27 protein-coding genes and 1 pseudogene are annotated in these 24,111 nt (G+C 41.1%); 9 read left to right on the plus strand and 19 right to left on the minus strand.

The window, feature by feature from the left end; translation table 11 throughout:
* The first annotated feature begins 61 nt into the window (after positions 1-61).
* Entirely contained in the window at positions 62-490 is a 429-nt protein-coding gene (locus LQ216_RS17755) for a thioesterase family protein (RefSeq protein WP_230130770.1), read from the plus strand.
* A gap of 52 nt (positions 491-542) precedes the next feature.
* On the opposite strand, the gene LQ216_RS17760 is transcribed toward LQ216_RS17755, so the two are convergent.
* Entirely contained in the window at positions 543-863 is a 321-nt protein-coding gene (locus tag LQ216_RS17760; RefSeq protein WP_230130771.1) for a DUF4870 domain-containing protein, read from the minus strand.
* A 155-nt stretch (positions 864-1,018) separates the two neighbouring features.
* On the opposite strand from LQ216_RS17760, the gene LQ216_RS17765 reads away from it, so the two are divergent.
* Positions 1,019-1,801: an undecaprenyl-diphosphate phosphatase gene (locus LQ216_RS17765; protein WP_230130772.1), complete on the plus strand. Its 783-nt coding sequence runs from the start codon at positions 1,019-1,021 to the stop codon at positions 1,799-1,801.
* A gap of 49 nt (positions 1,802-1,850) precedes the next feature.
* On the opposite strand, the gene LQ216_RS17770 is transcribed toward LQ216_RS17765, so the two are convergent.
* The 4 genes from LQ216_RS17770 to LQ216_RS17785 all read right to left on the minus strand — a co-directional run bounded on the left by LQ216_RS17770 (position 1,851) and on the right by LQ216_RS17785 (position 6,670).
* Positions 1,851-3,278 carry a PAS domain-containing sensor histidine kinase gene (locus tag LQ216_RS17770; RefSeq protein WP_230130773.1) on the minus strand — a complete coding sequence of 476 codons (1,428 nt, stop codon included), beginning with the start codon at positions 3,276-3,278 and terminating at the stop codon, positions 1,851-1,853.
* Positions 3,279-3,435: 157 nt separating this feature from the next.
* Positions 3,436-3,585, minus strand: coding sequence for a YflJ family protein (locus LQ216_RS17775; protein WP_230130774.1), 150 nt, complete (start codon positions 3,583-3,585; stop codon positions 3,436-3,438).
* A gap of 117 nt (positions 3,586-3,702) precedes the next feature.
* Entirely contained in the window at positions 3,703-4,779 is a 1,077-nt protein-coding gene (locus tag LQ216_RS17780; protein WP_230130775.1) for an undecaprenyldiphospho-muramoylpentapeptide beta-N-acetylglucosaminyltransferase, read from the minus strand.
* 136 nt (positions 4,780-4,915) lie between these two features.
* A complete protein-coding gene (locus LQ216_RS17785; RefSeq protein ID WP_230130776.1) occupies positions 4,916-6,670 on the minus strand; it encodes a M14 family zinc carboxypeptidase in 1,755 nt (584 codons plus the stop codon).
* Between the two features lie 831 nt (positions 6,671-7,501).
* Here LQ216_RS17785 and LQ216_RS17790 point away from each other — a divergent pair.
* Positions 7,502-8,467: a nuclease-related domain-containing protein gene (locus LQ216_RS17790; protein WP_230130777.1), complete on the plus strand. Its 966-nt coding sequence runs from the start codon at positions 7,502-7,504 to the stop codon at positions 8,465-8,467.
* Between the two features lie 108 nt (positions 8,468-8,575).
* Here LQ216_RS17790 and LQ216_RS17795 read toward each other — a convergent pair whose 3' ends face one another.
* The 4 genes and pseudogenes from LQ216_RS17795 to LQ216_RS17810 form a co-directional block, all read right to left on the minus strand.
* Positions 8,576-9,094: a GrpB family protein gene (locus LQ216_RS17795; protein ID WP_230130778.1), complete on the minus strand. Its 519-nt coding sequence runs from the start codon at positions 9,092-9,094 to the stop codon at positions 8,576-8,578.
* Positions 9,095-9,120: 26 nt separating this feature from the next.
* A pseudogene (locus LQ216_RS17800) lies at positions 9,121-9,651 on the minus strand (DUF4269 domain-containing protein).
* Positions 9,652-9,682: 31 nt separating this feature from the next.
* Positions 9,683-9,961 carry a YesK-like family protein gene (locus tag LQ216_RS17805; protein ID WP_230130779.1) on the minus strand — a complete coding sequence of 93 codons (279 nt, stop codon included), beginning with the start codon at positions 9,959-9,961 and terminating at the stop codon, positions 9,683-9,685.
* A gap of 237 nt (positions 9,962-10,198) precedes the next feature.
* Positions 10,199-10,654, minus strand: coding sequence for a hypothetical protein (locus LQ216_RS17810; RefSeq protein WP_230130780.1), 456 nt, complete (start codon positions 10,652-10,654; stop codon positions 10,199-10,201).
* Positions 10,655-10,872: 218 nt separating this feature from the next.
* On the opposite strand from LQ216_RS17810, the gene LQ216_RS17815 reads away from it, so the two are divergent.
* The 4 genes from LQ216_RS17815 (at position 10,873) to LQ216_RS17830 (ending at position 13,695) form a co-directional block, all read left to right on the plus strand.
* Positions 10,873-10,968: a YjcZ family sporulation protein gene (locus tag LQ216_RS17815; RefSeq protein ID WP_117308569.1), complete on the plus strand. Its 96-nt coding sequence runs from the start codon at positions 10,873-10,875 to the stop codon at positions 10,966-10,968.
* A gap of 205 nt (positions 10,969-11,173) precedes the next feature.
* Positions 11,174-11,464 (plus strand): hypothetical protein, encoded by a 291-nt coding sequence (locus LQ216_RS17820; protein ID WP_230130781.1) that lies wholly within the window; start codon positions 11,174-11,176, stop codon positions 11,462-11,464.
* A 22-nt stretch (positions 11,465-11,486) separates the two neighbouring features.
* Positions 11,487-12,203, plus strand: coding sequence for a membrane protein insertase YidC (yidC, locus tag LQ216_RS17825; protein WP_230130782.1), 717 nt, complete (start codon positions 11,487-11,489; stop codon positions 12,201-12,203).
* 133 nt (positions 12,204-12,336) lie between these two features.
* A complete protein-coding gene (locus LQ216_RS17830) occupies positions 12,337-13,695 on the plus strand; it encodes an MATE family efflux transporter (protein ID WP_230130783.1) in 1,359 nt (452 codons plus the stop codon).
* A 134-nt stretch (positions 13,696-13,829) separates the two neighbouring features.
* On the opposite strand, the gene LQ216_RS17835 is transcribed toward LQ216_RS17830, so the two are convergent.
* The 4 genes from LQ216_RS17835 to LQ216_RS17850 all read right to left on the minus strand — a co-directional run bounded on the left by LQ216_RS17835 (position 13,830) and on the right by LQ216_RS17850 (position 17,310).
* The gene (locus LQ216_RS17835; protein ID WP_117308573.1) at positions 13,830-14,603 is read right to left on the minus strand and encodes an SDR family oxidoreductase; all 774 of its coding nucleotides are present in this window, start codon (positions 14,601-14,603) and stop codon (positions 13,830-13,832) included.
* Positions 14,604-15,318: 715 nt separating this feature from the next.
* Positions 15,319-16,089 carry a CAP domain-containing protein gene (locus LQ216_RS17840; RefSeq protein WP_230130784.1) on the minus strand — a complete coding sequence of 257 codons (771 nt, stop codon included), beginning with the start codon at positions 16,087-16,089 and terminating at the stop codon, positions 15,319-15,321.
* 414 nt (positions 16,090-16,503) lie between these two features.
* On the minus strand, positions 16,504-16,965 hold the full coding sequence (locus LQ216_RS17845) for a FixH family protein (protein WP_230130785.1): 462 nt from the start codon (positions 16,963-16,965) through the stop codon (positions 16,504-16,506).
* An 81-nt stretch (positions 16,966-17,046) separates the two neighbouring features.
* Positions 17,047-17,310 carry a hypothetical protein gene (locus LQ216_RS17850; RefSeq protein WP_230130786.1) on the minus strand — a complete coding sequence of 88 codons (264 nt, stop codon included), beginning with the start codon at positions 17,308-17,310 and terminating at the stop codon, positions 17,047-17,049.
* A gap of 89 nt (positions 17,311-17,399) precedes the next feature.
* Between LQ216_RS17850 and LQ216_RS17855 the strand changes: the two genes are divergently transcribed.
* The gene (locus LQ216_RS17855) at positions 17,400-17,645 is read left to right on the plus strand and encodes a DNA alkylation repair protein (protein WP_117308123.1); all 246 of its coding nucleotides are present in this window, start codon (positions 17,400-17,402) and stop codon (positions 17,643-17,645) included.
* 72 nt (positions 17,646-17,717) lie between these two features.
* Here LQ216_RS17855 and LQ216_RS17860 read toward each other — a convergent pair whose 3' ends face one another.
* From LQ216_RS17860 to deoD, 5 genes are all read right to left on the minus strand, one after another.
* Positions 17,718-18,071 (minus strand): MarR family transcriptional regulator, encoded by a 354-nt coding sequence (locus tag LQ216_RS17860; protein ID WP_230130787.1) that lies wholly within the window; start codon positions 18,069-18,071, stop codon positions 17,718-17,720.
* Between the two features lie 202 nt (positions 18,072-18,273).
* Positions 18,274-18,444, minus strand: coding sequence for a hypothetical protein (locus tag LQ216_RS17865; RefSeq protein ID WP_174234334.1), 171 nt, complete (start codon positions 18,442-18,444; stop codon positions 18,274-18,276).
* 115 nt (positions 18,445-18,559) lie between these two features.
* Positions 18,560-19,453 carry an LCP family protein gene (locus tag LQ216_RS17870; protein ID WP_230130788.1) on the minus strand — a complete coding sequence of 298 codons (894 nt, stop codon included), beginning with the start codon at positions 19,451-19,453 and terminating at the stop codon, positions 18,560-18,562.
* Between the two features lie 116 nt (positions 19,454-19,569).
* On the minus strand, positions 19,570-21,042 hold the full coding sequence (locus tag LQ216_RS17875) for a S41 family peptidase (protein WP_230130789.1): 1,473 nt from the start codon (positions 21,040-21,042) through the stop codon (positions 19,570-19,572).
* Positions 21,043-21,256: 214 nt separating this feature from the next.
* Positions 21,257-21,961: a purine-nucleoside phosphorylase gene (gene deoD / locus LQ216_RS17880; RefSeq protein WP_230130790.1), complete on the minus strand. Its 705-nt coding sequence runs from the start codon at positions 21,959-21,961 to the stop codon at positions 21,257-21,259.
* A gap of 187 nt (positions 21,962-22,148) precedes the next feature.
* Here deoD and LQ216_RS17885 point away from each other — a divergent pair, with 187 nt between their 5' ends.
* The gene (locus tag LQ216_RS17885) at positions 22,149-22,271 is read left to right on the plus strand and encodes a hypothetical protein (RefSeq protein ID WP_230130791.1); all 123 of its coding nucleotides are present in this window, start codon (positions 22,149-22,151) and stop codon (positions 22,269-22,271) included.
* Between the two features lie 110 nt (positions 22,272-22,381).
* Here the strand turns inward: LQ216_RS17885 and LQ216_RS17890 are convergent, their stop codons facing one another.
* Entirely contained in the window at positions 22,382-23,314 is a 933-nt protein-coding gene (locus tag LQ216_RS17890; protein WP_117308118.1) for a manganese-dependent inorganic pyrophosphatase, read from the minus strand.
* Positions 23,315-24,111: the final 797 nt, after the last annotated feature.

Raw genomic sequence — 24,111 nt, forward strand, 5'->3', positions numbered from 1 at the left:
ACTTTTTTTATGCTATGATTGCTTCTATCACGATAATATTTGACAGAGAGGGACTTGGCAAATGAATGATTTTTACATAGCAAAAAAGGAAGTCCAGATTTCTTATGCGGACACCGACATGATGGGAGTTATCTATCACGGTAATTACGTTAAATGGCTCGAATTTGGCAGAACTCAGCTTATCGAGGACGCAGGGTACGACTATCTTGAAATGGAAAAAGCGGGCTATTATGCTCCTGTTTATAACCTTGAAATCACTTATAAAAAATCGATCAAACTAGGCGATAGGGTTTTTGTGAAAACATGGATCGAGGAAAACCTTGGGCTGCGTACGGTATATGGTTTTGAAATCGTTAATGATAAGGATGAGGTATGCGCGGAAGGAACCACAACGCATATTATCGTGTCCAAGGATACATTTAAGCCTGTCCAGTTTAAAAAGGTCTTTCCGGACTGGTTCCAAAAGTACGAGGAAATTAAAAAGAAATAAGAACGTCTATAAAAGCAGAAAAAATCCTGGCCGATTGGCCAGGATTCTTCATTTATAAAATGCGGAAGATCAACGGTATGCGGTACTCTTTCCCATCATACGCCTTGACGGCCGCGATGATTGTGAAAATAATACCGACCACTCCTAGAATAGGAAGGATTACAAAGCCAATCAGCACAAACATCAGCAGACTCGCCACAATTCCGTATATTGTATAGGAAATCAGAAAGTTCAAGTATTCCCTTCCGTGATAATCAATAAAAGCGGAGTCGCCCTTTTTAATCAGCCAAATAATGAGCGGGCCGATAAAAACGGTAAAAAAGCTCGCGATATAGATAAGTGCTGCCAACAATTTTTCATCTTGGTTTACCACCTTCAAATTCCCCCTTCATGTCTCTATACTTTATTATACGTATGATTGCGATGCCGGTTTCATTTTTGATAAAATGCTCATTTTTTAGACATGTTCCTCTTTTGCCGGCATACATTTAAACAGATTGTCCTTACATGTAAACGGGAGTGAGTTTTATGTTAAGTGAATTTCAAGCATTCATACTTGGACTGATTCAGGGCCTGACTGAATTCCTGCCTATATCAAGCACCGGCCACTTATATTTGGGGCGCCATCTTTTCGGGCTGGATGAAGCGGGCATTTTTTTGGATACGATGCTTCATATCGGTACGCTGCTGGCACTCATTGTCGTTTATAAAGAGGAGCTGTTCTCCTTGCTCAAAAATCCTTTTTCAAAACTGACGCTGCTACTTATCTCTGGAACAATTCCTGCTGTGTTTGCTGGTGTACTCTTAGGAGATTGGTTTGATGAGTTATCAAGAACCGGCGTAACTATCGGCTGGGAATTCCTTGTTACCGGGTTTATTTTATGGTTTGCTGACAGCATTCAGACCGGCCGCAAAACAATTCAGGATATCTCTGTGAAGGATGCGTTCATCATCGGCTCATTCCAGGCTGCGGCAATCATGCCAGCCCTTTCGCGGTCCGGCCTGACGATCGCCGCAGGCCTTTTCTGCAAGCTGGACCGCGCAACCGCCGCGTATTTTTCCTTTTTGCTGTCGATCCCGGCGATTTCGGGAGGCATCGTGTTTCAAATGAAACCTGTACTGACCGGGAATGCTGAATACATTTCTTTCCCTTCCCTGTTAGTCGCAACGCTATCCGCTGCTATTTTCGGTTATATCGCAGTTGTCTGGATGATCAATTTCCTGAAGAAAAAATCACTGAAGATTTTCTCCTATTATGTATGGGCCCTTGGCAGTTTGATTTTGATTCTCCAATGGACTGGATATTTTTAATATAAGCAAATTGGGCCGGCGTTCAGGCTTAAGAATCTGCATGATCGGCTTATCTGACCTCCACGTACGGAAGCATAATGGAAACCTTTGTGCCGGATCCTTCTTCACTTTCAATGTTAATCTTTCCTTTATGGTTTTCAATGATCTGATACGATGTCATTAAACCGAGGCCTGTCCCTTTTTCCTTAGTGGAATAAAAAGGCTCTCCTAGTTTAGGCAGCAATTCTTTCGGGACACCGCAGCCGTTATCCATAACCTCAATACAAATAAAGTCCTGGCTCGTATGCAATGTAACACAAACGCTGCCGTTCACTTCAATCGCCTCGAGGGCATTCTGGATGATATTTACGAAAACTTGTTTCAGCGAGTTTTCATCTCCGATTACCTCCGGGACTGCGCTAATCTCAAGAATAATTTCCTTGTTATGTATATGTGCTCCTGCGCGGACAAGGTGGACAACCTGTTTAACAAGCTCCTCGATTTTAAGGACCCGCATTTTTTCAGTATGTGGCTTTGCCATCGAAAGAAACTCTGTAATGATCGTCTCGATTCTGTTTAATTCATTTAAAATAATGGCCGTATAGGCCGGGTTGTAGTTTTCCACACCTGATGACAACAATTGCAGGAAGCCTTTAATTGGCGTCAACGGGTTTCGAATTTCATGGGCGACTGCGGCAGCCATTTGACCGATGACCGCAAGCTTTTCTGATTTTCGCAGCAACTCGTCTGTTTCTATCCGCTGCTGGATATCCCTTGAAATGGAGATGAGCTCTCTTGCCTGCCCTGTTTCTTTATCCATTACAGCTTTCAGACTAGACTCTAACCATATATATTCACCGTCTTTTTTCTTGCAACGATATGTACCTCTCATTGGCACTAAATCAGAGACTACTTTTTCATATTTCTTGATGACTTCATCTCGATCATCTGGATGAATATATTCGAATGGCTTCCTACCGAGCAACTCTTCTGTTTCACAACCTAAAATCCCTTTGATTGAAGGGGATATATAAAGATAAGTACTGTCAGGTTCATGTAGAGCGATTATATCTGAAGAGTGCTCCGCCAGCAGTCTATATTTTTCTTCCTCTTTTCGCAATGCCTGCTCTATCATTAATTTTTCAGTTAGATCAATTAATTGCCCAAGACAATATGCATTACCTGTGTGGGGATCTCGAATATAAGACACATTCAAAATGGCCGTCTTCACTTGACCATCCTTAGTGATGTATCTTTTTACTACTTCATAATCCTTCCTTTTTCCTTCTAGCAATTCAAAAAAGAGCTTTTCGTCTTTCTCATGATCCTCGGGATGCGAAAAATCACTCATAGACATATTTTTCAGTTCCTTGGCTGAATAGCCAAGGAATTCTATAAAAGCTTGATTATAAAAAGGTTTTCGATATTCTAAATCACCGATAACTTGAGGAATCCTAGACTGATAGAATACTTCTGCAAATAATTTCGATTTGACCATAAATCCTACACACCATCACTTTGCTATTCAATTTACCCCTATTTATAATTATTATAATCTATAATTATTTTTATAGCCTTGCAAATATTCAGGTCTGTCAACCTGACCTGCTTTTTGTCATAAGAAAACGCGCTTCCCTTCGGATGCGCGCACTTTTTTATGGTCTGTTCTCGACGAACTCCACATATAGGTTACGGACCACATAGGTTTTATAAAGCTTCAACTTTCGTCTTTCTACAGGATGCCTTGTAATCCCCGCCTTTTTTAACTGCTGGATGAACCAGCCTTTTGAATAAATGTGCACCATGCTCTTCCTCCTCGGCTTTCATGTTGTTTATAAATATGAAAAACGAGGAAGCTTCATGACAATATTTTCTATAGGCTGGGCTAGCCTTTTAAGGCGAAGTTATACGTAAGCAAGCCTCTAGCTTTTTGAACCATATTTTAAAATCATCTGGTACATTTCCTCCGCTGTTTTAAACGGTTTTTTCTTAGTCATTGTTTCCTTGTACAGCGGTGCTTTCGCAAGTAAATGGTCGAGGGTGGTTGTAAACTTTTCGAATTCCAAATCTTCTTCCTGGATGACCTTGCAAAAGCCCTGTTTCTCGAAGCTTTCAGCGTTGAGAATTTGATCGCCCCTTGATGCTTTTGCACTGAGCGGGATAAGCAGCATCGGTTTTTGAAGTCCGAGAAACTCGAATATCGAGTTGGAGCCCGCCCTGGAAACGACTACGTCTGCAGCCGCGAGCAGATCAAAGATTTCTTCATGGACATACTCAAAGGGCTGATACCCGTTCCGCTTTACATCTAAACTTATATTCCCCTTGCCGCAAATATGGATGATATTGTAGTTTTCCAGCAAACAATCGAGATGGTCGGTTATGAGACTGTTGATTTTCATGGAACCGAGGCTTCCGCCCATCACCAGCATAATCGGTTTATCATTTTTAAAGCCGCATAATTGCCTTCCTTTTATAGCGTTTCCATTGAAAATACCATTTCTTAGGATGGCTCCAATATATTTTGTTTTTTCTTTCGGCAGAGAACTCCCGGTTTCCTCAAAGGTCGTAAAGATTTTCGAAGCAAACGGCATGGCTATTTTATTGGCCAGTCCGGGGGTGTAATCCGACTCATGGATCAGGATGGGAATATTCAGCATCCTGCCGGCAATCACGACCGGCACTGACACAAAACCACCTTTTGAAAAAATAAAATCGGGGCGGACTTGCTTTAATAGTTTCCGTGCCTCAAAAATTCCTTTTACAACCCGGAATGGGTCCTTTATATTTTCTATGGATAAGTATCGTCTAAGCTTCCCAACGGTTACCGTCCTATAGGTGACTTCCGGAAACTCCTTTTCCATGATTTCCCTTTCAATACCGTTCGCGGAACCAATATAGGTGACTTCCCAGGCATTCTTAAGAAATTCGGGTATCACCGCGGCATTGACGATTACATGTCCAGCAGAGCCGCCGCCGGTAAATACAACTTTGTTTTTCAATATGCTTCACCCGCCATATTTAATAGTTTAGGGATTAAAAAATCATCATACACCATTCTACGTTATTGCCACCAGATAAAGTCTTCACAAAAAAAGCGAAGACATTTTGTCTTCGCTCTTTGATTCGTTTGATTGATCATTGAATTATTTCTGCTTGCGGATCAACAGCTGGTTCAACTGGTTTTGGCGGTAGCTGGCCTTTTATTACTGTGATCTTATTTGCCAAGAACGTTTCAGTAGCTGGGTACTTAATATAGTTCTTGTTCGCTCTGATTTTCTCAGCATTCTTTGTTTGCTGATCGTATTGTGTCAGGTTCGCTTCCACTGCTACATAATCTTCCGCTACAACTTGCTTCTCCATTAGTAAAATCAAGTTATATCTTGAAATATCCAAGCCAAGGTTTTCCTTGGATACTTTAGCCGGAGTGATATACTTCGCGGTTGCATATTTTTTGCCATTCGTGCCATACATTTTGTTGATCCTGGCTTCGGCATTAGTAATTGATTTGTTGAAATTATTATAAGCTGAAACGGTAGTGCTATCAAGTTTGCCTTGTTCGAAATAGCCAGTTAATGTTTTATTGGCACTCACTAATTTGTCCCCATCTGTGACGGCATTCATAAAGTTAAGGGAATTGTCCCTATATGTTTTTGCCGGTTTCAAAGCGGCAGTTGGACGTGAGCGATATTTACTTGGCAGCTTATTAATCGCCGCTTGATTTTTATTCACTTCACTATTTACTTTGTTGTATAAATCTTTGAATGCTTTATCCACTTTTAAACCACTGGCAACCTTTATATCATAGTAAGGCTGCAGTTTTTTCGCTGTTGCATCATAGGCCTTGATTTTCTTCTCCAATGCTTGGCTGGCGGCAAGCTGGCGGCTATCGTATAATTTCCCGCCTTCCTGGGCTACATAAAGGCCGACCGCACTGTTTTCGCTCCAGACTCTTGAAAACCTGCTGAGTGGTACATGGGTTTGCCCGGCATATGGGGCAATTTCAATTGTAAATGCCGATTTTTTCCTGACCCTGGAGAACCAGTCGCTGAAGCCGCCGCCTCCGCCAAAGCTCTTAGGGTAAACAAGATCATAGCCGGTCATCCGGCCTAAAGCCTTCGCATACCCATGATCCCGCGTATAGCGGCTGCCTGTTTGCTGGTAGTTCCAGAATAATATCTCTCCGCTGCTATGATAGGAAACGGCAATTTCCGGCGAGAAAGAACTAACAAACGATACGACCGCTTTCGTCTCTTTAGCGGAATGAGGCGACTTGCCCTTATAGTTCATATAGCTTGGAGACTTAGGCCCAGTGATCTGGGCCCATTTGGCATTGTATTGCCGGTTCAAATCGACTCCTTTGCCGTTTGCCTTCCACCTCTTAAAGCTTTTGCTGCCGTTATTCATTTTGATTAATCCGGCATGCGAATTTTTCGGGAAATGCTTTAATCCGGTTTGCTGAAGGGTGACCCCGTCCGGATTGACCATCGGCACAAACCAAATCTTCGAATTTGTAAGTATTTTTCTAACATCATAGCCTTTTATTTTTTGATTCCGCTGATATGCATAAGCATATTTGTCGATCATATTCATATTCACATTGGTCGTCATCCATTCCCTGGCATGGTGGGAACCGTTAATGAATACCGTTGAGGATCCTTTTCCGATCGACACAGCGTAAATATCCCGTCCATATTCGCTTTTTCCGATCGTTTTAACCTGGATAAGATCCGGGTAGGCTTTCTTCAGTTTGTTAATGTCCGAGACCATATTGGAGTATGTATAGGTTTTATTCGGATTCACTATGTAAGATTGCGCGGAAGCGGTTTCCGAGAATAGAAAACATGCCAAAACAAATAATATGGCCATCAAACTGCCCTTAAGCTTATTCAATATGACCTCACCTCTTTCTGCTAATTCTACTAATTTCTACAAATATTTTACATGATGTTAGTAGATAAATATATAGCTAAATTGCTAATCCTTATCTATATATTCGGATCATCAGACAGAAGTTTAACTTTTCTAGCAGAGATTTTGAGTATCGAGCACAAATCTGGATCATCGAGCACAAATCCGGATTATCGCGCACAAATCTGGATCATCGAGCACAAATTCAGATCATCGAGCACAAATTCAGATCATCGCGCACAAATCCAGATCATCGCGCACAAATCCAGTTCATCGAGCACAAATTCAAATCATCGAGCACAAATCCGGATTATCGAGCACAAATTTAGATCATCGAGCAACAATCCGGATTATCGAGCACAAATTCGCATCATCGAGCACAAATCCAGTTCATCGAGCACAAATCCGGATCATCGAGCACAAATTCAAATCATCGAGCACAAATCCGGATCATCGAGCACAAATCCAGTTCATCGAGCACAAATTCAAATCATCGAGCACAAATTCAGATCATCGAGCACAAATCCGGATTATCGCGCACAAATCCAGATCATCGCGCACAAATCCAGTTCATCGAGCACAAATTCAAATCATCGCGCACAAATCCGGATCATCGCGCACAAATCCAGATCATCGAGCACAAATTCGCATCATTGAGCACAAATCCGGATCATAGAGCACAAATCCAGATCATCGAGCACAAATCCGGATTATCGAGCACAAACCTAAAAATGACCATTAGATAATTCAAATTACATGCAGGAATGAACCAATTAATAAAGAATTAATCTATCAAAAGAAAGGAATGATATTTTGATTGCAAAAAAAAGAGAAGTTCCCTTAACGATATTGAAATTGGAAGCATTACTGAGAAGACTCCCTCTTCAGCATCCAAAAAGGGTACTAGCAGAAAGAGACTTAGCGAAAAGGAACGCCGGTTTCAAAGGAGAGGAATCAGTTGATATTCGCTTCAACTCGCTTCCCGAAAAAGAGTATTTCATTTTTCACGACCTATGTTTGAACAACGGAACATATAACTTTCAAATGGACAGTCTTATTATTTCGAGAAATTTTGCCTTAATCACTGAGGTGAAAAACATTGCGGGCACTCTATATTTTGATCGTACTTTTAATCAGCTTATAAGAATTCTCAACGACAAAGAGGAAGGATTTCCCGATCCCATTTTGCAAATGAAGCGGCAGCAGCGGGAACTTGTATCCTGGTTGGAGGATGAGAAATTCACAACTCTGCCTACTGAATATTTGGTTATCATAAGCAACCCATCCACTTTAATAAAGTTAAAATCAGGTTACTCTCGTGAATATGAAAAAATAATTCACTCAGCAGATTTAGAAAATAAGATAAAAGAATTAGAAAATAAATATAGTAAAGAAGCTATTTCTCAAAAAGAGTTCAAAAAACTAAGCCGTATCTTATTACGAGAACATTCCCCGCACGACCCCAACATTCTCGATATCTATTCAATCCCTCGTGAAGACATACTCACTGGTGTTATATGTCCAACATGTTCTCATTTTCCGATAATCAGAAAAAAAGGTTTTTGGTTATGCCCGTCATGCAATACAGCGTCTGAAGATGCCCACATACAAGGAGTTCGCGACTATTTCCTTCTCATTAAACCTTCTCTCACAAGCGCCGAACTTCGGAAGTTCCTGCATGTAGATTCCCGACATACCGCGACCAGGATTCTAAAATCAATGGAGCTGTCCTCTGAAGGAGCCCCCAAAAATAGAACCTATTTTCAACCACCCCATTAAAATAGGGAAGCCCTCTCTAAAATTGCCGCCATCTTAGCCTCTATACTGTCTTGTCTTAAAAAAGCTCCATCCACTATCGAAATATAAAACTAAAATTCTCTTCATTCCTCAATCCTTGTCTTTCCACCATTCCAGTGCCTTCTTTTCCAGTTCCTGCACAAATTGATCCTTGCCGTTGATATACGCTTCCATATCGTCGCAAAATTGGTTGGCTAATTGTTCTTTCAATGCGCCGTATTTGCTTGCTTCTTCAGGGTGTGAGCGCAAATAATCTCTAACGGCCAGGTGGCGGGTTATTTCTTTTTCATAATCAAACTGAAAAATATGGACGTGGTGGGTTCTGCGATCACCGCCTTTTCGGTAAAATCTTCTCCCCTCAATACCATACTCTCCAAGCGGTTCGTAGCCGAGGGCGATCATCTTGTCATTGTATAGATCGACTGTTTCAATATTCTTTACAAGCGGCATCATATCGATGACAGGTTTCGCCTTTAATCCCGGAACCGAGGTGCTTCCGAAATGGTGAATGGCCACGAGTTCTTCTTTAAAAATCCCCCTTAATCTTGCTGCCTCTTCTTCAAATTCCCCAGGCCACCTTACATCATATCCCGACACTATTACATTCATAAAATGACAGCCCCCCTTCCGATAGTTTAAGAAATCATTCCCGCCATTCCATACTCAATAAGTTTTTCATAGGGATCACCTTCGAGCCCTAAAACCATACAAAATGCGGGCTCCGTTTTATAACCTCGTTGTTTTAGTCTTACCACTTTTTCTCTTAAAGCAGGGTACTCTTCCAATAATCTGTTTTCGATTATCATATGGAGATATGCATACTGCTTATCAACGGGCTGCGTTTGGCCAAATAGCTAAAATTCAAAACCCTCAAAGATAAAATTCGCTTTGATTACTGGAAGATCCCTAATAGTAAGCCTCTTGATTTTAAAATTTTGTTTATCTTCATATAAAGTTCTCACTCTTTTTTCAAATTGGTTAAAATCAGCCACTTCCATAATAATGTCTAAATCAGAGCCTTCAACATCTACTTCAATGGATAATGTCCCACAAAGTACAGGAGTATACATGGATAGTTCATTCATGATTCCTAAACTATTAATTACTCTATGGGCTTGGCGTTGCTTGTCACTGCCCAGAGTCAAATAATCCAAAGTTTTCAACATAGCCGATCCTTGCATTATCTTAATAACATAGTTATTTTTCACCAAAAAGGACTTTAAGAGCAAGGTATATACTCATACCTATAGCAGCGGCGATCATTACAGTCATTCCAATAATCCCTAAACCCATTCCGCTCCAGCCGCCTATAACGAAGCCGAATGGAATGACAATTAATCCTAAAGCAGTGACACCAAGACCAAACAGTACATCATAAGGTTTATCGGGATATTTATTTCTAAGCAGCCAGGAGACTAAAAGAACAAATAAAATGATCGCTGCACCAGAGTAAATAAAGAATTCAAATCCATCCATCAACCTCACCCCTTCTTACAAATATTAACATTCCTTCTTCATATATTTCTACAACGATTTGCCTCAAATAAAAAATGCATGTAAACCTTCTACATGCATTTTCATTTCGTTGAGATAATCACTCATCACTTTGTTTAGGCTGGGTAAAGAAAAATATAAAGATAATCAGCGGCAGTGCCAGCAGAAATGCGTTACCTTCAGAAGATTTAATCGTTGGAATATCCGTTAAAGCCAAAGCTATTCACCCCTTTGCAATAAATTCATTAGTTCTGCGTTAACATGGAAATGTTCTGATGTAACCAACTCGAATTCCTTGAAAATCTTTTCTAAATCGGGAAGGGATACATCCTGTTTGCGGATTCCAAAAATGGGGCCGCTGACACTGACGGTAAAACTGGTGGAGGAGACAATCGTGCTTGTAAAGTTAATTTCGTCTTTAATCAACAGGATAGCTGTTATGACATCCATTACATCGATGATCCAATTTAATGTTTTTTTTCCTGACTTACCTTCTAAACGAAGTCCTCCTGTCAGGGGCCCTCCTACTGAAATCCGAAACCCTCCAGGTACGATAGAAACCCCTGCTATGGTAAGTTGTCCAGTCAATAGTAATACAGCCAGGATGAGATCAATACTTCGTTGAACGTCCTTGAGTGTTTGTTTTTCTTTTTTCTGTTCATCATTTCCTTTCAATTCATCACACCCTGAAAGCTTTTCACACGTTTGTTTAGAATTCATCATCAAAAAAGACATGTCCATTATTGTGAAATCTACTTATAAAATATGAAAACCTTTCATCAACGTGCTTACCAATTCCAAGTCAGGTGTTAGCGGAAGTTTGTGTATGTCCAAACAATTAAAACACCTTTTTCATAACATGTAATTGTGATTCATAAAGGAGGTGTAGCCAAATGGGATATGAAGATAAAGGAAATGGTGCTGGATTTGCGTTGATTGTTGTTCTATTTATTTTGCTGATTATTGTAGGTGCTGCATACGTTTACTAAATCAAATAGGTTAGCGAACGTATAAGTTCACAACACCAAAAGACGATTTGATCCTCTGCGCAGGAGTAAATCGTTTTTTGTGCTTTCCATGTTAGTTAGACAAATAGGATGGTTGGCAAATTACCTTTATCCTATTAATCTCCATCGACTAAAATGGATGGAGCAGGTAAAATATAACTAATCCATAAATAAAGCTGGTGAATCAATGGTTGAATTAATGTATGAGATTCACGATTTATCATTATTGATCTACCTTACTTACTTATTCGCTCCATTATTGATTACCGCTGGCGCTTTTTTGTTAACGAAAGCCTTAAGAAGCGACGATACAGCTCATTCACATTTTTGCTTGCGCCATTCGGAGCAAGTCAATTTATCCATAGAGTATACAGAACATCGAATTTCATTTGTAGACTGGCTTATAAAGCAAATCAAGCAATTAATTAAAACCGCTGATGATGACGATGCCTATTTTCCTCCGATTTATATGAACTAATTATAAATTGGAGGAGAATAATTTGTTTGATACTTTTTTTGTAAAACCTTTTGTTTATTTATTAAATTTTTTTGCTGATACATTCCAAGGGAGCTATGGCGTTTCGATCGTTTTAGTCACTCTCGTTGTGCGATTTTGCCTGTTGCCCCTTTTTTATAAGCAGCAGAAGCAACAAAAATATACACAAGCAAAGATGTTAAAATTGAAACCCGATTTGGATGTTTTTCAGCAAAAATTAAAAGAAGCGAAAACGAAAGAACAGCGACAAGACATTCAACAACAAATGGCTTCTCTTTACAGCGAGCATCAGGTTAACCCATTAGCTATAGGATGTTTGCCGATGCTGGTTCAATTTCCAATCATGATTGGTCTTTACTATGCCATCAGCCACTCATCGGAGATTTCTTCCCATTCTTTTCTATGGTTTGATCTGGGAAGCAGCAATGTGCTTATGGCTTTGATAGCGGGTTCGATTTATTTTGTTCAGTTTATCATCAGCCAAAAACTGAACAACTCTCCCACACCACGGGACCAACGACTGAATCCATCATTAAATATGATTGGTTTGCTATCACCAATCATGATGATTATTTTTTCTTTAAATATTCCTGCTGCCCTTCCGCTGTACTGGACAATCGGCGGATTATTCATGATCGGACAGACAATCGTTTTTCAAAGATTCTTAAAATCAACGGATGAAACGAATGGCAAGGCGATAGTCAACTCAAATCAAACATAAGAAAAGGGATAAGTAAATAATAAGCTGAAAGAATAGGGAATAGGCAATGAACCGGCACGCGATGTTGTCGGTTCATTTTGGTTTATTGTGGTATAATTTCCTCATTGTCAAATTAACGGATAGAGGTATGCGCATGAACGTCACTCACAAAAGATCCGAAAAGCTTCGCCAGTTTTTCGTTATATTAATTCCGATACTAGTCACTCAGCTCGGTTTATATTCGATGAATTTCTTCGATATCATGATGTCCGGCAAATACAGCACAGATGATGTGGCAGGCGTTTCGATCGGAAGCTCGATCTGGGTTCCGGTGTACACGGGCCTGAGCGGAATCCTTTTAGCCATTACGCCAATCGTCTCTCAATTAATCGGTGCAAAGAACAAAAAGGCCGTTCCCTACACTATCATCCAGGCGGTTTATCTAGCAGTCGTGATGGCAGCTTTGATTATCATTATTGGATCGTTTATTCTAAACCCGCTCCTAAACGGGATGAACCTTTCACCAAAGGTACATCAGGTCGCGCATGATTTTCTCGTCGCTTTGTCATGGGGGATGATTCCTTTATTTATTTACAATGTTCTCCGTTCCTTTATCGATTCACTCGGACACACAAGGGTTTCGATGATCATCACCCTCCTGTCACTTCCGATAAATGTCCTGTTAAATTATCTGCTCATTTATGGTAAATTCGGATTCCCGGAGCTTGGCGGCGTCGGGTCAGGCTATGCTACCGCGATTACATATTGGGTCATCACGTTAATCGCCGTGTTTGTAGTCATTAAAATACATCCCTTTGCTGAATTTAAAATCTTCGGGACATTTTTCAAGATTTCTGTCACGGAATGGCTTTCATTATTAAAAATCGGTGTACCGATTGGATTCTCGATTTTCTTTGAAACGAGCATTTTCGCTGCAGTCACCCTTTTGATGAGCGGTTTCGATACGATTACAATCGCATCGCACCAGATTGCGATGAACTTCGCTTCATTCCTGTACATGATGCCTTTAAGCATATCGATGGCGCTTACGATTGTCGTCGGATACGAGGTCGGTGCCGAGCGACTTAAGGATGCACGGGAATACAGCTTGATTGGGATCACGATGGCTGTCTGCATGTCACTACTTAGCGGACTAATCATTTTCTTTTTCAGGGATGAGGTGGCATCCATTTATACAGAAGATGCGGCCGTGATGAAGCTAACGGCACACTTTTTAATTTATGCCATATTTTTTCAGCTTTCTGACGCAGTACAAGCACCGATACAAGGAGTATTAAGAGGATATAAGGACGTGAACATCACGTTTCTAATGAGCTTAATCTCATTTTGGGTCATCGGGCTCCCAACCGGCTATCTATTTGCCCGTTTCACGGATCTCGGGGCTGCCGGCTATTGGATTGGACTGATTACAGGCCTTGCGGTTGGTGCCATCGGGCTTTCGAGCCGATTATTCTATATACAAAGGGTCAAGTATCCGAAGCAATATGCTTGAAAATGAGAAAATCTTCCCGCATAGCTATGGGAAGATTTTTCTCATCAATATGAACTGGTTTCTAGTCCGAGGTACAGGACATACTAGGAACACGATTTCGCAGTTGTCGATGTTCCTTATTTACAAGGCACTCTTCATTCCTGATAAATTTTATTCAATACATCTTTTCCCCCGGTGACCGGGATCACGCTTCCCGTTATGAAATCCGACTTTTCATCGCAAAGAAAGCGAATGACCCTTGCCAGATCCTCACCGGTTCCCGGCCTGCCAACAGGCACCGCTTCATCTTGATGCTTCTTAGCTTTTTCGATATCGCTTTCTTTCCAGTCACCGGTAATATCACCGGGACAAACCATATTAACGGTAATTCCATTTACAGCTTCTTCGAGGGCGAGGGTTTTTGTCAGGGAGGTCAATCCCGTCTTAGCAGCCGCAAAAGCCGAACGATAGATCCATCCCGGGGCTGTTTCACTTCTCTCAAAACCAAAGGTCACAATTCTTCCCCATTTATTTCTCCTCATATGAGGTACGATTTCTTTTGCCATATAAAAAAATCCGTTTAAATTGCCGTTCATTAAATAATTCCATTCTTCGCTCGTATAATCAATCATTGTTTTCCGTTCATGTATGTATGGCCCTGCATTGTGGATAAGGATATCGATCTTGCCGTATGCCTTTATAATGGTGTCGACTGCCTCAACGCACTCTGCCTCTTGCGATACATCACCTTTCACTGCCAATCCGCTCGCTCCGTATAACCTTTCGATTTCATCGATAAGGGCTTCCGCCTCCGTTTTGCTTTTTCGGTACGTTACAGCTACAGCTATTCCTGCTTGTGCCAGCAAATGCGCTGTTTTCCTCCCAATCCCCGTTGCCCCGCCTGTAATGACAGCTATTTTTTCCTTCACAGAAAATTACCTCTTTATTCTGACTTTAATTTATTTTAGCAGATAAGAACGTATAAGGCTCTTCACCATAACTGGTGGTTTAATATTGATTAACGTAATATCTCAGTTAATTTTGCAACAAAGTTGATTGGCGAGGATATGCGAACTCCTCGAAAATGCATACGCATTTTCTCGTGCGGTGCCTATGCATGGATGATGATTCAACGTCCTGCGGGAAAAGCAGGCCAGTTACGGAACGTCGACTAAGATCTGCCACGTCCTTATGTCTTACGTCGACGCCAACACATCCTGGGTAAGTCCTGGAGGCGTGCCCTTTGCCGAGGAGGCTCCCGGACTGCCCGCGGAAAGCGAGCGCCTGGAGCGAAAATCAACGGATAATCAAAAGCTTAAACCACTTCTTTTGGTGAAGTACCAATTATAAACTTTCTTATCTGCATAAAGCAGAACACAGGCTAAGTGCGCCACGTCCTTATGTCTTCGCCTGTGTAACCCACATCCTGTGGGCCTCAACTACGCCTCTGACTTCGCCTTTCAGGCTCGCCAATCGACGAGTTTTCTTTATTATACATGAATTTCTTTCATTCTCTATTATTAACAACTGCTTTTAAGTATTCCCAAAATGATAGGCCGCTGATAACTTTCCATGTATAACATTAGAAAACTGCAGAAGAATAAAGAAGGCCAAACCGTATACGGTTTGGCCTAATCATCACTATTATTTACCGATAAACATTTGAGTCCAGTAGTTGCCTGAAGCAACATGTCCCACACCAATGTGAGTGAAATTACGGTTCATAATGTTTTCACGGTGTCCCTGACTGTTCATCCAAGCTTGTACTACTTCTTGCGGTGATTTTTGCCCTTGAGCGATGTTTTCACCGGCATAACGGTAACTGATCCCAAATTTCTTCATCATATCGAATGGAGATCCGTAAGTTGGGCTGTTATGGCTAAAATAGTTTTTGTCTTTCATATCTTGTGATTTAATTCCTGCTACTTTGCTAAGCTCGTTGTCAATTTGTAGTGCTTTTAATCCTTGCTTTGCACGCTCTGCATTCGTAAGATCAACTACTTGTTTTTCAAATTGGCTTACTTCAGAGCTTGTTGGTGCTGGATTGGTTGCTGCTGGCTTTTGTGCTGGTGTAGCTGGCTTTTGTGTAGCTGGTTTTTGTGTAGCTGGTTTTTGTGCTGGTGCAGCGGGTTTTTGTACAGCTGGCTTTTGTGCTGGTGCTGCTGGTTTTTGTACAGCTGGCTTTTGTGCTGGTGCTGCTGGTTTTTGTATGTTAGTAACTTGCTTAGGAGATTGAAGATTATATTTTGCTAGATATTGGTTTACTAGTTTTTCAGCTTCTTGCTGATTTGAAACCTTGTACACTACTGGTTTTACTTGTACATTTATAGTAGAAGCATCCGCTTGATTTGCTCCTGCACCTGATAAGATAACTGCAGCTGCTGCTGCGGCTGAGATAAACATTTTCTTTTTCATATTTTCTAAATCCTCCCCAAATTGTTTGGTTTGTTTCTTGCAAAATCATCATAACATGCGTTTTTTGTAATAATTGGTCCAACTATTGCCAAGATGTTTAAATGAGAAGAAACCAGGGAAATTAAATGAAGCAAAAATCAATAGAATAATAAACGAACCTTATAAGGACAATGTTTGATGGATAAATGGGACAATTTTCAATGTTTAACTTAATCTTCCTGTCAATGGCAAGGATGCATCTCGTTTTCCATTTATGTACTAATAAAAGAGTATTGACAGTGTTTTGAGGCAAGCATCTTTTGTAATAAAGATTACAAGTCTATTACAATTGTTATATCAATATATTAATATTCGGATTATCCTTGACAGAAGAAAAGAACCCCGACATAGTCAGGATTCTTTAGTTACTTCATATTAATGGTTATGAGAAGACTCCCCTTGTTCCTCGTCGTGTTCCATATGATTGCTGCCGCTTTTCTCTTCAGGAGCACTCGGCTTTCCAATTACAAATTCTTTTTTTGGCATGCTATGCGTTCTTTTAGCAGTAACATGGGCGTATACATAATAGGTTCCTTCTTCGGAAAAGGATTTTTCAAGCCTATAATCACCATTTTTGGCGTTGGTAACTTCAAACTTTTCATGGTTCTCGCTTTGAGAACGCCATATTTCGAATGTAACTTCATCCGCATCCGTGACTTTTTCTTTTCCGTACGTCACCTCTGCTTCAAAAAGGACCGTTTCACCGGCTTCAGCCTTCCCCGGTTCAATGCTTAAATCAACCTCCAACATCTTTGGTACTTCATCCTTCTCCTCACTATTCGAGCAGCCTCCTAAAAAAGCGAAAACTGCTATAGTAAGTACGAACAATTTCTTCATGATGGATACCCCTTTGCATGAAATAGAAATAAACTTCTTTTATTAAGATATCATGGACTAAAGAAAAAAGACTAAACTATATTAACATTCTCCCATTATATTCACATACACAGAAAGAAGTTCAACTTTCTCTGCTTCCGTTAATTCTGAAGAAATCACCCTTTTCACACTGCTGTAAAACTTTTCGAATTTTGGCTTTCTCGTTCGCGGGTGTGAGTTCTCATCCAGCAATTCCCGTTTGATGAGTTCGTATAATAAATCAACCGGTGCTGAACTGCTGTCAGTTACTGTCCGATTGTTCCATATTCGCAAATAGGAATCTAATAATTTTCCTGAATCATTCAACTGCTCTCACACCTTCTTTAAGAACCTTTTTCCTGGTACATATTTTGAACAATTTTGGCAAAAATAAACGGTAAAAAGGAGTGAAAAGATTGTCACAAGTATACCGATGCCCTAACTGCAAAACGAACAAAATGAGGTTTAATCTGATTCAACAGGTTTCCACACCTGTTAAAAAGGACCCTAATTCGGGTGACATCGTACAGCAATACACAAACGAGACATTGGATCCTTTCCATATTCCCTATAAAGGTCCGGATGTACGGGTTCAATGCGGAACATGCGGGTTAATTGAAGATGAAAAAACATTTGCCGCTTTTGGCCAAATGAATAGATAACGAATGAACTGAGGCAGAGATGGCTGCCTCTTTTTATATAGAATATAGTAAAGCTTCTACCCAAACCCACATTTAGCGTATTTTTTTAATAAGTTCGAGAAAAGTCGTTAGTTCTTCATCCGTCAGCTTGCCGAATTTCCTCGCCAAATATTCTGTTTTCTTAATTTCCAGATCCTCAATCATCTCTTTGCCTTTATCCGTCAATTCAAAATTAACGACCCTGCGGTCATTTTCCATACGGTTTCTTGTAAGCAGGTCCTTTTTTACAAGGAAGTCGGTTACAGTCGTTATATGACTTGCTGAAACGTCTAATTCCTTTGATAAGGCAGAAGCTTTTTGCGAACCTGACACCGCAATAAATTTAAGGACCAAAAATTCGTTGCTGTTGATTTCTGTACCGAATAGTTCATTGAACTCCTTTCGCATACTACGGAAAACACTTTTAAATTCTTTTTCAAGGAGAAACATTTTTTCTTGATTAATGGGAATCATTCCTTCTTCAACTCATTTGCTAACTGATAACAATTATAATTATATTCTATCATGACAAGATCAAAACGTGTAAATCAGCAGCAAAAAAGCAGGCCTGCCAACTTTGTGCAGGTCACTGCTTTTTCCATTCGTTCAATTAATCTTCTTTTTCCATTGCCATTTTTGCGCGATCGATCGCAATCGGGATGGCCCGTCCGTCTTCATAACCGTCGTCCAGCAGAGCGTTGGCAATCTCTATCGCCTTATTCCTGACATCAGCATCCAGGTTTTTCATGGCATCCGGATAATCATCCTTACTCCAAGGCATATTTGTACCCCCTTCAGAAATATTTTCCCAAATCTTTTCCCCTCAGTCCTGTAAAGAAAACATCAATAGATGACCTTGCATAAGCGAAGTTGCCTTATAGGAAAGCTTATATGTCCTATCTTTCAATAAATTCTTGTAACGCTGCTTGGTTTTTCTCTTTATCCAATTCCAAAACGGCCCCTGAATGGGGATAGGTCTCATCTGTATAACTGCCCTCTACCGGTATACGCAATGTCTCGACCTCATCGATTGGATTGAACAGCAGAGACGTTCCTATTTCAATAAGGGGTTTCATTCCAATATCCGTATCAATGAGTGAACGGGCTTCACCCAGTACATGCGGCATTGCTGCTACTCCCTCTACAGATGAAAGCCGCTCAACAACCTTTTCTTTTAACTGAACAAGTACCTCCTGCTGCCGTTTTACCCGGCCAAAGTCACTTTCACTGTCATGCCGGAAGCGAACGTATTTAAGAATTTCTTCTCCGTGTAGAACATTTTCCCCCTTGCTTGCTTCAATAGTCATGTCCTCAATCATTTCCGGTTTCACATCTACTTTTATTCCCTCCGGTGAAAGAAGGTCTATCAGCTTTACAAATCCGTTAAAATCAATGATGGCTACATGATCGACTTTGATATGAAAATTATCATAAATCGTCTTTTTCAAAAGGTCGCTCCCACCCAGGTAATAAGCCATGTTGATCTTATTGTAATTCAGTTTGTATCCCGGAATTTCCACATAACTGTCTCTCATAATCGAAGCTAGCTTTATAATTTTTTGTTTCTCATCATAACGGGCGAGCAAGATAGCATCTGACCTAGAAGAAGCTTCCCCTCTTGAATCGACGCCAAGTAATAAGAAGGTCTTTTCATCCAATACAGCTTCAGAAACCGAGTCATTGGCGTCACTCGGAGAACTTTCTTTATTTTTAGATCGATTATCCGGGACTCCCATACAACCAGAAACAATAAGCACAAGGGCTAATATTGCAAGTGTGCGTAGTCTCATCACGTTCACCTCAGTTGGGAAAAGTATCCTTAGCTTCCCCTACCTTTTTCAAGAATATACCAGCATTTGCCTAATGATATAGAAAAGGCCATCTCACTAGGAAATGGCCTTTCACTTTATTTCATTTCTTCTTTTAAAATCTCGATCGCTTTTTTCACTTGGGTATCATTCTCAAGGATTTTTTCACGCAAAGTTTCCATTAATTTCATCGTTGTTTCATCTTTGATCGTGCCTGTTGCCTTAAGCTTGTTGTCTTTCTGAAACTTAAGGACGGCTGCCTCTGTATCCTGGTCATAAAAGCCGTCGACTTTTCCTGGATTATATCCGGCAGCCTTCAGCATTTCCTCTGCTCCTTTAACCTCGGCGGAGGAATCCGATTCTTTCAGTTCCTTATCCGGAGAGATAAAAGGCAGATTTGCATAAGCCGGCAGTGATACGGCCACGTCCGGCTCAACTCCTTTTTCATTAATCCAATTGCCTTTTGGAGTCAGCCATCTTGCGGCTGTAAATTTAAAGTTGGATCCATCTTTAAAATCCTCGGCCGTCTGGACTGTCCCTTTACCGAATGTCTTTTCGCCAATCAACTGGATTCCTGCTGATTCGCTGACCGCACCGGCAACAATTTCAGAGGCGCTTGCACTTCCTTTATCGATGACTACAACCATTGGCGTTTCCAATGTACCATCGTTCTCGGATTTAATGATTTCTTTCTTGCCTGAACGGTCTTCCACCTGCAGGATAATTTCTCCGTTCGGGACAAACATGCTGGCAATCTCTATCGCCTGATCAAGCAAACCACCCGGGTTGCCGCGCAAATCAAGGATTAAGCCCTTCATGTTTTTCTCCTGCATTTCCGCTAAAGCCGTGCGCAGTTCCTTCGCAGTTTCATCAGAAAAGCTCGTCACCTGGATTTTAGCAATGCCATCCGGTAGCATTTCTGCATATACCGTTTCAATCGGGATCGTGTCCCGAACAATCGTCACCTTCATTGGCTCTGCATTAGCACGGGATATCATTAAGTCCACTTTCGTGCCTTTCTTCCCTCGGATATGTGTGACAGCCTCGCTTGAACTCATGCCCTGCAGGCTTTTCCCGTTAACACTCAGAATAACATCATTAGGCTTTAAGCCGGCTTTTTCAGCTGGAGAACCTTTGATCGGGGAGACTACCATGATCTTGGAGTCCTGTTCTTGAATTTCTGCCCCAATTCCCTCAAAGGAAGATGAAATGCTCTGATGGAAATTTGCCGCTTCCTCTTCATTCATATAATCTGAATAGGGATCATCGAGCGATTCAAGCATTCCGTTTATCGCACCATTAATGAGCGTATTGTCATCGACCTCTGTAAAATATTTCTTCTTTATCGTATCGTAGGTTGAATATAATTTATTAAACTCCTCACGCTGATTTGCCACTGATGGAGCGATGGACTGTACTTTTTCGTCGCCAAACGTCAGAGCAAGCGTTGTAATTGCTGCGGTTAAAAAAATAAGCATAAAGATCCCCATGATGAATGGGAATTTTTTTATTTTAATAAATGCAGAACCCTTGTCCGGCTCCTGAGGTTTATTTTCCTCTTCCACTAACATATCACCACTTTCATGCACGGTTAGATGCAAGCATATAATTGTAAAGACTATTTTATCAGTGTTTACGCGAAAACGCGAAAAAAAAAATATCCTACAGTAATTTGTCTTAAAAAGTTTCTCGTAACAATAAGATAAAACGGGGTTCGAGAAGAACCAGTACTATCCAGTACGGTCCCCTTCACTTCTCGAACACCCGTTAACCAGCTAAGAACTTTTATTCCTGGATCGCTGCTTCCAATGCAACCTCAATCATGTCACTAAAAGTCGTTTGCCTCTCCTCGGCCGTTGTTTCCTCTCCTGTGAGAATATGATCGCTTACGGTTAGCACGGACAAGGCTTGACGGCCTAACTTAGCTGCAATCGTATATAAAGCAGCGGTTTCCATTTCGATGGCGAGAATTTGATATTTCGCCCACTTTTCGAGGTCGCTGTTATCATTATAGAATTGGTCAGCAGTAAAAACATTGCCTACCTTTAGCTGGAGACCTTTGTTAATGCCGGCTTCATACGCCTTTTTTAACAAATCGAAATCAGCCGTCGGAGCATAGTCCACTCCACCGAATGTAAGGCGGTTCATCTGGGAATCAGTCGATGCACTCATGGCGAGGATAACATCCCTTACCTTTACATCCTTTTGGATCGCTCCCGCTGTTCCTACGCGAATCAACTTTTGAACATTATAGCTTTGCATAAGTTCGTTTATATAAATCGAAATCGAAGGAACGCCCATCCCTGTTCCCTGGACGGAAATGCGCTTCCCTTTATATGTGCCTGTGTAACCAAACATGTTACGGACTTCGTTATATAACTTGGCATCATCTAAAAAGGTTTCAGCAATATACTTTGCACGAAGCGGGTCGCCAGGCAGCAGCACCGTTTCAGCTATTTCGTTTTCTGCCGCTCCAATATGTACACTCATACTAATACCTCCTATAAACTCGGGTTAACAAATAAAGCATCGCTTTTAACTATATCATAATATCTCCATGTTTGGAAAAAAGAACCCCATTGCCATGCAGTTCTCTTCTCATATTTTTTGAAGATTGCCCTCAAAATATAACCAGGGACGGAAATCCTCAGAAGCATTCGTACACAGGAGGCCAAATATGGGAAAAAAACACCGAAACCGCTTAACACCTAAAAAAAATAATCATATTCCTGCTGACACAATCATCGCCGAACACGAAGCACATGCTAAAGAATACTCGGCGATCAGAAGAAAGCCGTAGCAATCGATTAAGCGCATTTGCACCTTATGCAGAGAGGAGAGTTTGCACGTTCCTCTCTGCTAAATAAAGAAACCACCGTATATAGCAACGGCGGTTCCCTATCCTAAAAATTAAAGAGCATTAAATGTTTCAGTTAATACTGGAACGATTTGTTTTTTTCGTGATACTACCCCTTTTAAAACTGCTGTATGGTTAGACAGCTGGACGTTATAAGCCTTTTCCACCGCCTGCGTTGCGTTACCAAGAGCAAGTGCGACCGAATCATTGGTTAAGATATCGGTAACCACAAACAGGAATAGATCAAGGTTTTTCTCGGCGATGACTGAAGCAATTACAGTTTCAAGTTCTTCTTGGTGAGCAAGAACTTCATTCGTATCCACTGCGTTCACCTGCGCGATCTCCACTTTCTTGCTTCCCATTGAAAATTCTTTCGCGTCAAGAGAGATAAGGTCTTTCGCGGTTTTATCGCTCAAATCCGCACCTGCTTTAAGCATTTCCAGCCCGTAGCTTTCACTATCCACCCCTGCGATTTCAGCCAATTCACGGGCTGCCTGAATGTCTTCATCCGTGCATGTCGGGGATTTAAAAAGCAAAGAATCTGAAATGATCGCTGACAGCATCAAGCCGGCCGTCGCTTTCGAGATTTCGATGCCTTTTTCTTTGTAAAGTTTATTTAAGATCGTTGCCGTGCAGCCAACCGGTTCGGCCCGGTAATATAATGGATCGCTTGTTTCAAAGTTGGCGATGCGATGGTGGTCGATAACCTCCAACACCTGAACTTTTTCAAGATCTGAAACACTTTGCTGGCGTTCATTATGGTCAACGAGAATGACGCCGTCCACTTCGTTTGCCACCGTTTCTACCAGACGAGGCGCTTCTGCCTTAAAGTAGTCGAGAGCGTATTGGGTTTCACCGTTGATTTGCCCTAACCGGACCGGTTCAGCATCAATGCCTAACTTTGTTTTTAGTTCTGCATAAGCGATAGCGGAACAAATGGTATCTGTGTCTGGATTTTTGTGTCCGAAAACTAGTACTTTTTCCATGATTCTCTCCCTCGGTCGTCGAATGGTTTTTAACAGAGCCACGAGCAGCCCCATTCCTACCCATCATTTTATCATAAACTCGGCTACTTTCAATTTTGGAACCAAAAAAATTTATGCAGTATCTATAATAAAAAAAGCGTGAGTAAGAACATCGACGAAAAATTGCCTCATCAAGATGTCTTCTCTGATCACCGCTCATATTTTTGTGGCATCGCTCATATATTTGGATAATCGATCATATTTTCGGAGCATCGCTCATATTTTCGGATCATCGCTCATATTTCAGATTACCGCTCATATTTTCAGATTACCGCTCATATTTTCGGAGCATCGCTCATATTTTCGGATCATCGCTCATATTTTCGGAGCATCGCTCATATTTTCAGATTATCGCTCATATTTTCGGAGCATCGCTCACATGTTTGGAGCATCGCTCATATTTTCGGAGCATCGCTCATATATTCAGATTACCGCTCAATTTTCGGAGCATCGCTCATATATTCAGATTACCGCTCATATTTTCAGATCACCGCTCATATTTTCGGAGCATCGCCCATAGATTCAGATCACTGCTCATATTTTCGGAGCATCGCTCATATTTTCGGAGCATCGCTCATATATTCAGATTACCGCTCATATTTTCGGAGCATCGCTCATATATTCAGATCACCGCTCATATTTTCGGAGCATCGCTCATATATTCAGATTACCGCTCAATTTTCGGAGCATCGCTCATATATTCAGATTACCGCTCATATTTTCAGATCACCGCTCATATTTTCGGAGCATCGCCCATA

The sequence above is a fragment of the Bacillus sp. CECT 9360 genome (genome assembly GCF_918741275.1).
Lineage (GTDB): Bacteria > Bacillota > Bacilli > Bacillales > DSM-1321 > Peribacillus.